This window comes from Sinorhizobium fredii USDA 205, from assembly GCF_001461695.1.
Lineage (GTDB): Bacteria > Pseudomonadota > Alphaproteobacteria > Rhizobiales > Rhizobiaceae > Sinorhizobium > Sinorhizobium fredii.
The window spans coordinates 1-9,721 of record NZ_AUTC01000181.1 but is presented as its reverse complement, the minus strand read 5'-3'; the positions used below and the strand labels follow the sequence as shown (position 1 = coordinate 9,721).

The 9,721-nt window shown below is 61.5% G+C and carries 9 protein-coding genes and 3 pseudogenes; 3 read left to right on the top strand and 9 right to left on the bottom strand.

What is annotated here, in order from left to right; all coding sequences use genetic code 11:
- From N181_RS26190 to N181_RS26180, 4 genes and pseudogenes are all read right to left on the bottom strand, one after another.
- A partial coding sequence (locus N181_RS26190; RefSeq protein WP_060563997.1) for a nucleoside deaminase occupies positions 1–356 on the bottom strand: 356 nt, incomplete at its 3' end.
- A gap of 462 nt (positions 357–818) precedes the next feature.
- Positions 819–1,014 (bottom strand): annotated as a pseudogene (locus tag N181_RS32440) (mechanosensitive ion channel domain-containing protein); the annotation flags it as partial.
- On the bottom strand, positions 1,008–1,775 hold the full coding sequence (locus N181_RS26185; RefSeq protein ID WP_307726170.1) for an NAD(P)-binding domain-containing protein: 768 nt from the start codon (positions 1,773–1,775) through the stop codon (positions 1,008–1,010). The pseudogene N181_RS32440 and the gene N181_RS26185, both read right to left, overlap by 7 nt.
- Positions 1,776–2,174: 399 nt before the next feature.
- Positions 2,175–4,403: an adenylate/guanylate cyclase domain-containing protein gene (locus N181_RS26180; RefSeq protein WP_037436840.1), complete on the bottom strand. Its 2,229-nt coding sequence runs from the start codon at positions 4,401–4,403 to the stop codon at positions 2,175–2,177.
- A 243-nt stretch (positions 4,404–4,646) separates the two neighbouring features.
- Between N181_RS26180 and N181_RS26175 the strand changes: the two genes are divergently transcribed.
- Positions 4,647–6,827, top strand: a complete 2,181-nt coding sequence (locus tag N181_RS26175; RefSeq protein WP_037436837.1) for an adenylate/guanylate cyclase domain-containing protein — start codon at positions 4,647–4,649, stop codon at positions 6,825–6,827.
- Positions 6,828–6,845: 18 nt separating this feature from the next.
- Here N181_RS26175 and N181_RS26170 read toward each other — a convergent pair whose 3' ends face one another.
- From N181_RS26170 to N181_RS33840, 3 genes are all read right to left on the bottom strand, one after another.
- Entirely contained in the window at positions 6,846–7,358 is a 513-nt protein-coding gene (locus N181_RS26170) for a YHS domain-containing (seleno)protein (protein WP_080579333.1), read from the bottom strand.
- 13 nt (positions 7,359–7,371) lie between these two features.
- Positions 7,372–7,965: an ankyrin repeat domain-containing protein gene (locus tag N181_RS26165; RefSeq protein WP_037436834.1), complete on the bottom strand. Its 594-nt coding sequence runs from the start codon at positions 7,963–7,965 to the stop codon at positions 7,372–7,374.
- Between the two features lie 280 nt (positions 7,966–8,245).
- A complete protein-coding gene (locus N181_RS33840; RefSeq protein WP_162129914.1) occupies positions 8,246–8,389 on the bottom strand; it encodes a hypothetical protein in 144 nt (47 codons plus the stop codon).
- Here N181_RS33840 and N181_RS35070 point away from each other — a divergent pair.
- Positions 8,373–8,486: pseudogene (locus N181_RS35070) on the top strand (damage-inducible mutagenesis protein); the annotation flags it as partial. The gene N181_RS33840 and the pseudogene N181_RS35070 sit on opposite strands and share 17 nt — an antisense overlap.
- 160 nt (positions 8,487–8,646) lie before the next feature.
- Here the strand turns inward: N181_RS35070 and N181_RS33835 are convergent.
- Both N181_RS33835 and N181_RS26155 read right to left on the bottom strand, forming a co-directional pair.
- Positions 8,647–9,003, bottom strand: coding sequence for a hypothetical protein (locus tag N181_RS33835; protein WP_037436831.1), 357 nt, complete (start codon positions 9,001–9,003; stop codon positions 8,647–8,649).
- Positions 9,003–9,272: a hypothetical protein gene (locus N181_RS26155; RefSeq protein WP_037437393.1), complete on the bottom strand. Its 270-nt coding sequence runs from the start codon at positions 9,270–9,272 to the stop codon at positions 9,003–9,005. Before N181_RS26155 ends, N181_RS33835 begins: the two co-directional genes overlap by 1 nt.
- 149 nt (positions 9,273–9,421) lie before the next feature.
- Here N181_RS26155 and N181_RS26150 point away from each other — a divergent pair.
- Positions 9,422–9,646, top strand: a pseudogene (locus N181_RS26150) (DUF2161 family putative PD-(D/E)XK-type phosphodiesterase); the annotation flags it as partial.
- Between the last annotated feature and the right edge of the window lie 75 nt (positions 9,647–9,721).

Sequence of the window (9,721 nt, the reverse complement as noted above, 5' to 3'; positions counted from 1 at the left end):
CCCGTCAGTTGTTTCATCTCTCTCTCGGACAGGCCAAACACGACGCGCCCTATGCCTGCCCAATAGATCGCGCCGGAGCACATGGCGCACGGCTCCGCGGATGTGTACATCGTGCACCCGGCAAGAAAATCCAAATCATAGGCTTTGCCGGCGCGCGTGGCGAGAAGCCGCTCCGCGTGGGCCGTGCGGTCGCCACCTTCCGAACTGTAGCCATTGCACTGTTCCAGTAAAACATTGCCACCATGGTCGGCGAGAATTGATCCGAATGGGTGATCCCCGCCTTCGCGCGAACGCCGCGCCACATCGAAGGCCTGCCGCAAAAGTGACTCATCATAGGACCGTTTGGTGCTTGCCATTTTTTGAGCTCCTGAGAATTATCGCAGTTAAGTGTTGGGAAGAATAAAGGCGTTTCGTTCGAGGCAGTCGCTCGGCAGCAAACAGAACCCGCACTTATCTCCGGCGGGCTCTGTTCTAAATCGCTGCTTAGATAGATTTGGTGATTAAGTATGCTACCGCGAGAATACACAACCATAAGTGACAAGCGGCTGATCTTCGGTCCAGTTACCTAATCGGGCTAGCCTGAAAGGATTAGGACAACCACGCTCTCGAACAGACGGGGAGCGTTAAGCGCAGGCGTCGAACAGCCAGAGAGACGTCGATGGAAGGCCAACGAAGTTTGGCTACCAACTCTCAGGCTTCCTTAGACCGCGGAGCGTGCTTGGTCGCCGGGCTAGAACTTAACCGCGAGTCCGAGGATCGGCCCTTGCTGCACGGCATCGAACAGGAAGCCGTCGTCGCTGTAATCAACCCCGAGTGCTCTCCATCACCCAATCCCGGCTCATGTTCTGCACCGCTCCCAGTTCGCCGAAAGGGACGGTGTAGATCGGCCCGCGATGGTGTCTGAGGCGGACGGAGCGAAGACTGAAGGATTCGACCGTGCCCTGATAGCTGCCGCTCTGAATGTATTCGCCTGCGGAACGCGTCGTCGAGCATGTAGAAGACGCCACTCAGTATGGGAAATCGCCTCTGAAGGCGGTGCACCAGATCACCGACCTTATGCCGCTCGTCGCCAACTCGATTGAGTGGATCGGTGGACTGGGCAGGCGTGGGGCGATCATCTCGGCGGGGTCATCCTCGGCTGGCGGCGCGTTCAGCCTGGCGCGCCGGATGTAATCGTCAATAAAGCGCTTGACGTCGGCTGAGCTCTCGTCGGCAAAACGCATGTGTTCATCCAGATTGTCGCCGAATATCAGGCTGTCATTCTCGATACCCATGAAGCGACCGAGCAACACAACGCCCTGGGCGCTCAGCGATTGCAGGCTGATAGTGTGGGTGGCACCGAGCAAGCCTCGCGGCGGCAGCTTCCCGGAAGGCAGAACGATTTCCCTTCGCGGCACGTCGAGATAGCCGGACAGGGTCATCCAATTGAAGATGTCGCTGCCGCGATAATGGCGGACCAGGCGGCCGGCTCGGCTCGTCGCCAGAAAGACCGGGCGTCCCGCGAGTGCCAGGTCCGCGGCAATCTGGCCGCCCGATTGACCGCTGCCGACCACAAGAACCGCACCTTGCTCCAGTTCGGCGGCATTGCGATAGGCGGAGGAATCGAGCTGGCGAAGCGTTGCCGGCAGGTCCGCCGACGCAGGCGGTCGCTTCGGACAGTTCAGACTGCCGCTCGCTAACACGACGTTGCGGGCCCGAAGTACACCGCGCGGCGTCCCCACGAGAAAGAGGCCGTCGTCTCTCGTCAGTTCCTCTACCGGAACGTCGACTCTCACCGGCAGCCGATGCCGCTCGGCGTAGCTCTCGAGATAGGCGACGAATTGGTGCTGCGTGCTGGCCCCAAGGGGTCTGGCCCGTCAAAATTGTCGCCGGGCAGCGTCGAGCGGATATTCGGCGAATTCAGGCGGAACGAGTCCCAACGTTGCGTCCGCCATGTCTCCCCGATGCGGCTTCGTTCAAGCACCTGATGTCCGCGGCCTTGCTGTTTGAGGAAATAGCTGACCCCAAGCCCAGCCGAGCCTGCGCCTATGACAACGGCATCGTGAATCCCCGTCATAAGTTTCCCTCCTCCCAGGCATCTGACCGGATCGCCCTGTTTTCGGCGCGGAGAGGCGGACTAGCCCTTTCTCCTGAATAGTCGCGTTGGCAGACAATGAGCGCCGATCCATCTGACCTCACTGCACCTGCGAGAACGTGAAGGCCCTGTCGCCATGGAGCCATATGAACTCGTTCTCCTTGGCGCTTACGCCTCCGGGGTTTCTTAGCACTACACCGCATAGGCTTGCGGTTTTGCGCCACATGAAGCAAACCTCGTCCCCCTCGAATCGGACCTCGGCGTCGGCCATGCGGCCACCGCCAATGGAGGCCCAGTCTCCCGATAGGTTGGCTATGCCCTCAGTTGAAATGATCGCCTCGTGCCCATCGCCTAAGTCCAGCATGCGTCCGCGCAGCCGGTGCCCAAAGAACAGCATACGGACCTCGTAGCCGGTCAGTTTGTTCCTACCGCTGAAGTCGCTGCTCAGCAGAGTCTCGGGGACCCCGGCAAGGCGCAGTCCCTGATAGAGCCGATCGCTGTCCTCCGGTCTCGCGAGGTCCAGAGGCGGGCAGGTCGAGATAGTGGCAACAGTTCCACCACGCCCGACCCGCAGCGCGTTGAAGCGGGCGATCGCGGCCTCGGCTTGCTGTCGGCGACCGAGCTGTCCGGAGGCCGAGGCAAGCAGAAGGAAGGACCCATCATCCTCGGGATTGAGCCTAGTGCTGCTCTCGGCTGCCGCCGCTGCCGCCTCGAAATTATCCAGACTGAACTCCGTCAATCCAAGGACATACATGAAGAACGAGGGGGAGTGCGGGTCGAGCCGGATCGCGGTACGGATATGCGGCATGGCTTCCACCGGCCGCCCGGCGGAGGTGAGGACAAACGCCATCAGCGCGTAGCTCCAGGAGTCGCCGGGTTCGAGCGTGATGGCTTCCTTGAGTTCGGCGAGCGCCGCGGCGTGCTGCCAGTCGGCTTCGGACAGGAGTCCGGCGACCTGATGCGCCAGCGCCGTCTTGTGCTTCTGCGCGGTCCGGAGGTACCGCGTCGCCTTGGTTCTGGCTTCGAACCTGGAGATGCCCAGACGGTAATGCCAACGCCATACGTAAATGCGTGCGTAGACCATGGCCGCCGCGGCATAGGCGCGTCCGTACTCCGGATCGAGCGCGATCGCCTGCTCGAAATAGGGTACCGCCTTGGCGAAATCTTCGGGCGTCGTGCGTCGGTGATGCTCCCAGCCGCGCAAGAATGCATCGAACGCAGCTGGGACCGTCGTTTCCTTGCGGCCAAAGCCCGTCTGCTCGTCCGGCGTCAACCGAAGTGCCAGGGCATCGGCAATACCGCGCGCCACTTCGTCTTGCAGGGCAAAGGCATCGGCGAGCGTGCCGTCGAACTTTCCGGCCCAGACATGTCCTCCGCTGAGCGAGTCGATGAGCTGGGCATTGATGCGGACTTCCTCTCCGGCGCGTTGCACGCTGCCTTCGAGGACATATCTGACACCGAGCTCCTCGGAGACCTGCCTGGGCGCAACCGCCTTGCCCTTGTAGGTGAACGTCGAGTTGCGCGCGATGACGAACAAATCGGATATCTGGGCCAGTTCGGTGACAAGGCCGTCGGTCATGCCGTCGGCGAAATATTCCTGCTTGGGATCGTCGCTCACGTTGGCGAACGGAAGCACTGCGATCGACGGTTTATCCGGCGGGGTCAAGTCCGGGCGCTGGATCGAGGCTGATTCCACGGCCCGCTCCCACGGCCGCCACCAAGTCACACCGGCAGCGACGCCGAGCACGACAGCAGATGCCGCGAGCGCTGTCCATCGTCTTGTGCGACGTCCCACGACGGTTGCGCTCTTGGTGTGAGCTTCACCCAGTAAGAGACGGTAGGTCCGCACCGGCTTTTCGATATGCTTCAGGCGTTGTTCGCCGAGAAAGTCAAAGCCGACGTCGAGGTGATGTCCCACATGATCGTAAGCCGTACCCGAGATCACTATCCCACCGGGTTCGGCCAGGCTCTGGAGGCGCTCGGCGATGATAACCCCATCGCCCTGGATGTCGTCGCCCTCGACGATCACGTCGCCGAGATTGATGCCGATCCGGAACTCCAGCCGGTGTCCATCGATACCGCGGTTCTCGGACTTCGCGCGCTGCACCTCCACCGCACAGCGGACCGCCTCGACGACACTGTGGAACTCGACCAGAAGCCCGTCGCCCATGGTCTTGACCAAACGACCACCGTGCGCGCCAATCCTTTGTTCGAACAGCTCGTGCAGATCGGCCTGAAAGCGCGTACGCGTGCCTTCCTCGTCGGCTTGGCTGAGCAGGCCATAGCCGGCAACGTCGGCAATCATGACGGCGGCAAGCCTGCGCTCCATTTGCCCTTCCGAATGGACGAGGACATTCGGTCAGTACTCTACCGCAATACCAGTCATTTCTAAAACAAGGTCTCGTTCGCGGCAGGCGTGACCCGTGCGCAAGCGATCACCCTTCGAATGCGTGACTTTTCGCCAAGTACATTCAGGACGTGCGGTGGCGTGTATGGGTTGCGGTGCCTGCGGCCCCTCGACGTGGTAGGATACACGGCGGCGGTCGCTAACATCGAGAGAGTGAGCAAAGACATGGAGAGGCGGCTCACCGCGATACTCTCTGCCGATGTGGTCGGCTATAGCCGCCTCATGGGAGAGGATGAGGTTGGCACTCTGGAGCGGCTGAAGGCCTGCCGCCGGAAGTTGATCGATCCCGCCATAGATGCATTCCATGGCCGTATCATCAAGCTCATGGGCGATGGTGCGCTCGTTGAGTTCGCGAGCGTTGTGGACGCGGTCCAGTGTGCCGCCGTGATCCAGCGGAAAATGGCCAGCCAGGGCCAAGGCGTCACCGCGGCACAGCGAATTCAGTTCCGTATCGGCATCAATCTCGGCGACATCATTGTCGAAGGCGATGACATCTACGGCGACGGCGTCAACATAGCCGCGCGCCTGCAGGGTATTGCCCAGCCCGGCGGCATTTGCATATCCGGCACCGCATTCGATCAAGTCGTGCATAAGGCCGATGTCGGCTTCTCGGCTCTCGGTGAGCAGCACCTGAAGAACATAGCCGACCCGGTTCGCGTCTATCGCGTTCTGCTCGACGACTCCAAAGCGGGGAAGGTCGTCACGGCCGCCCGCACGCAGAGCCGTCGGGCTATCATCATCGTGGCGAGCCTCGCAGCGCTGCTGATCGCGATCACCGCGATTGTCTTTGCATGGCAACGGCCGCTTGCGCCGCAGCGTCCCTCGATCGCGGTGCTCCCGTTCGCCAATTTGAGCGGCGACCCGGCCCAGGACTATTTCAGCGACGGTATTACCGACAACCTGATCACCGATCTCGCCCGGCTTTCGGACCTCGAGGTTATCGCCCGAAACTCGGTGTTCACCTACAAGGGCAAGCCCCTCGTCTTGGCCGACATCGAACGCGATCTCGGTGTGGGCTTTGTCGTCGAAGGCAGCGTGCAGCGGACCGGCGATCACATCCGCGTCAATGCGCAACTGATCGATGCCACAAGCGGCGACCATCTGTGGGCCAACCGATTTGACCGCGGCGCTGCGGATGTGTTTGCCATTCAAGACGAGATGAGCCGGCAGATCGCCGACGCGCTCGGCGTCGAGCTTACCCAGTCCGAGACCGTGCGGATTTCGCGTCCGCCGACCGCGAACCTCGAAGCATACGATTACTATCTGCGGGCCGAGCAAGCGGCGCGGACCGGCCGGCCTTCCCGCATGCTGGAGGCACTGGCGCTCTTTGAAAAGGCGGAGACGCTCGACCCCCGTTTCGCAGAGGCGTTCGCGGCCGACGCCCGCGCCACCACCTACGTTTGGCGAAGCACCTTCGACAACGTTCTCCCGAGCGCGCTGGCGCGCAAAAGGGCATACGACAAGGCGAGCCGCGCCCTGGCGCTCGATCCCGATCTGTCATCGCCGTATGCGGTTCTTGCGGTCATTCAGGTCGTGGAGCGCCGCTACGAGGAGGCCATCGCCTCGGCGCGGCAGGCGGCGTCGCTTCGACCCGCCGATGCCGAAGGGCAAATGACGGCCGCATACGTTCAATTGTTCTCTGGCAATCATGCCGAGGCCGCCGCGGCCGTCGAGATGGCGCTCAAGTATGATCCGAACCCATCGGCCATCGACCGGTTCACCGCTGGCCTGATTTCCTTTCTGCAGCGCGACTACGCGACGGCCATCGAGAATTTCGAGCGCGCCCGCGATGGTTCGCCGGGGAACGGATATTTCGTCACCCCTCTCGCCATGGCGTACGTCCGTGTCGGCCGCCTTGACGACGCCCGCACGGCAGTCGCCGAAGGAGTGCGCCTGCTTGGCGGACGTGAATCCCTGGCGGGCTGGCGGCTGAGCTTCTCTCATTTTCGCAACGAACAGGACTTGACGTCTATCCTCGCTGCCTTGCGCGACGCCGGCATGCCGGAATGGCCGTTCGGCTTCCGAGGCGACGAGCATGATCGGCTGAATGGTGGCGACATCGCAAGCACGGTTATGGGCAAACTGCTCAAGGGCAAGACGAAACCCTCCGGAAGCCCGGCGCTCATGCAGATCGGTCGCGATGGCAAGGCGGTGTACCGATCGGCGACGCAGATGACGATCGAAACGGTTTTCATCAGGGGAGATACGCTCTGCGAGCAGAGTGAGGAAATTTTCTTTGGTCGGGCCGATTGCGGCCCGGTGTACAAACGCAAAAGTTCGCCCGGTGAAGCCGCCTTTGCTTACGTGAACTCGAGGAAGGTCTTCTATTTCTCTCCCGTCAAATAGAAGCGGGTGGCAATCGGTTCAGTGAGACTGATCCCGTTGGAGGTCGGCTGCGACCTTTGGCCAGTTGCCATCGGCTTTAGGGACCGTTTCGGCGGCATTGGCGGCGAACCATTCCGCCGATCCCTTGTCGTAGATCAGGTAAAGCTTGCCATCGATGATTTTGAAGGCTTCCGGATCGATGTTGACCGTGGCCGACCCGTTCGTCACCTCGCCAGCACAGTAGCCGCCATACTGAGGCGCATATTTGAGCGGATCGCTGATGAACATTTCGCGGTGTTTGGCATTCGCGAAATGCCAGGGCGTCCCCAGCCATTCGTAGGAGAATTTCTCGGAGCCCTTCGTCGCCCTGCCTTCGGTGAAGTAGGCGACCGTGTCGTATCCCATGATTGCCACGCCGCCGAAATAGCCAGTGTTCACGGAGTCGTCGGCGAGAGCCCATGTTCCACCAACGTTGGCCGCGATCGCCAGGACGAACATCGCCACAGAGCCGCGAAGACCCCGCGTGGAAGCGTTTTTGCTCACTGCATCCATCTTTTCCTCCCGCTCAGTCGTGGATTCCCATACACCTCACGTAATCCTCGTCGCCCAGGATGCTAGCCGAAGGACAGGTCGCGCCATGCCGCTTAAACAGCCGAACGATGTCGGCGTTGTCCTTCCAGAAAGCCCGCGTGATCGGCGTGTAGCCGTGAACTTCCGCATGACCGGCATCGGCTCCCTTGGCGAGCAGAAACGCGGCGAGGGCGACGTGATTTTCTTCACCGGCCACCATCAGCGGTGTCACGCCTGCCTTATTGGCCGCATCGTCGAGCTTCGCGCCGTGGTCGAGCAGCAGCTTGGAAACGGGCAAGCTGCCGGAATAGGCCGCGGCATGAAGCGGGGTAAAACCGCCTGAGTTGCGCGCCATGATGTCGGCTCCCTTGCCGATCAGCAATTCGGCCATGGTCAGCTGGTCTGCGAGGGCGGCATTCATGAGAGGAGTTGCCCCGTCGCGTGCCCGGCTGTCGACAACGTCACCCGAGGCCAGAGCCTGCTCGGCGGCGGCTGCGTCTCCAGCTGCTACGGCATCGAACAAGGGGTTCCCCGCGGCGGCCACAGTCGCCGTGAAAATCAGCGCTACCGATGCAAACAACCCGCGCAAGGTTGGCCCTTCGAGGTTGCTAAAAGTAGCATGGGTACCGGATTTTGTGTAGGCGGCAACAGCAGCCACGCCGATCGGCGCGCTGACAATGTTTCCAACGGAAATAAGCTGGCGGCGCGGCTTGAATACCGCTTGGAGCTTCTTGGTGGGCAGGTTGTACTGCTCTACTTGTTCATTTGTCGCCTGAGCCGCCCGACTACTACCAGCGAAGGTAGATAATCACGAAGTGGAAATCAATCCTTGGCGGATGCAAGCAGAACAGCTTCCACGTCAAGATTGATCAGATGTAAACCGGATCGACGTCTTCCACCATGCGCGTAATCACGGAACTCGTCTGCAGGAATTCTACGGAGCCGTCGGGTTTGATGTGGATCGCCACGGCGATCTTCGCGATGCTCAGCGATCGGTTTGCGGCGCGCTCCAAGGGAAAGGTCCTCCTCTGGTGTCTGATGCGGCCCGATTTGTTCGCGCCGGCCTTGTCGCGGGCCGGGCTCCATCCGGATCGCGTCGTCTATTGCGAAGGAGGGACGAGGATGTTTTGGCTTCGATGCCTCCCGAATTGTCCTTGCGCGCGCGGATCAGCCGTTCGAAAGCGCCGCGCGCATCGTCAAATCGCTATTTTGATTATATGTCGGTATCGGTGGTTGCGCGCCCCCGCAACCAACAAACTTGTAACTCTCTTCATTCAAGTCGCTTCTCCGCGAGTTCCTCAGCGCAACGCCGCAGGAACTCGTCGCGTTTGTGCTGCGTGTCGAACAGGCCTCGGTGGGCGAAGTCGGGGTATTCGTATTCCCCCAGCGTCCGATGCTCCGCCTCCATCGCCTCCATCGCCTTCACCGCGTCCATCGTCGCGAGGATGCCGACGATCCGGCCATGGACCGTCAGTTCCGCACCCTTGCCGTCGGGGGAGGGGCCGATCGCGACACACTGGATCAGGCTGCGGAGGATCTCGATGAACGGCTGTTTCGTTGCCGCGTCGGCGTGCTCGCGCAAGTAATAGAGCTTGGCGGTGGTGACCCGCTCGACGATCGCCGGCATCACCTCCTCGTCAATTTCTCTCGGCTCGACGCTCCTGGCGGTCTCGAGCTCGTCGACCACTCATCGAGCGTTGAAAGAGCGGGTTTGCCGACGACCATGCGCTCGGTGATCTGCGTCAATACCGCCTTCTGCTGCTGCCGGCGCGCTTCGATCTGCGTCTTGATCTTCGGCACCGTGACGACCGACTGTGCCTGCCGGGCGCGTAACCGCTGCTTGACGTCGTCGACGACCCGCTCGATATTGGCGATGTTCCAGAGGACGTTCGGCACACAGGTGAGAACCCGGTCCTTGCGCCGGTTGATCGTCTTGCGGTTCGCGCAAGGCTCGCCGTCGAGCTCGTCGATCGGCGACTTGCTCTGCCCCCAGCATGTTCAGCTTGTTTGTCGGCGACATGCGCGGCCTAAGGGCGAGACGTCCGCAGAAGCAGGCGCTCGTCTGTGCGGCAGCGCTGGTATCAGGACCGCTGCGCGTGCGTGAAATCAAATCCAGCATACCGGATGCCGGGAAGATTTTGCTTTCGAATGTCTATGGCTGGTTCGAACGGCTTGACAGAGGCGTCTACGGCTTGACAGCCGCTGGGCGGCAGGCACTGCAGCGGTGGCCGCAGCAAGACACGCAGGCAACGATAGCCGCTCCAGCCTGATTTGTATCCCACGAGAAAGGTTTTGCGTCCGATCGATGGCATGGCCTGGAGTTCGACTCCGCTCAAGCCGAGGGA

Bases quoted from the DNA above. Each gene is read 5' to 3' on its own strand.
- N181_RS26180 (WP_037436840.1), bottom strand. From the start codon at position 4,403: ATGGAGCGCAGGCTTGCCGCCGTCATGATTGCCGACGTTGCCGGCTAT.
- N181_RS26175 (WP_037436837.1), top strand. From the start codon at position 4,647: ATGGAGAGGCGGCTCACCGCGATACTCTCTGCCGATGTGGTCGGCTAT.
- N181_RS26170 (WP_080579333.1), bottom strand. From the start codon at position 7,358: ATGGATGCAGTGAGCAAAAACGCTTCCACGCGGGGTCTTCGCGGCTCT.
- N181_RS33835 (WP_037436831.1), bottom strand. From the start codon at position 9,003: ATGCCGGCGATCGTCGAGCGGGTCACCACCGCCAAGCTCTATTACTTG.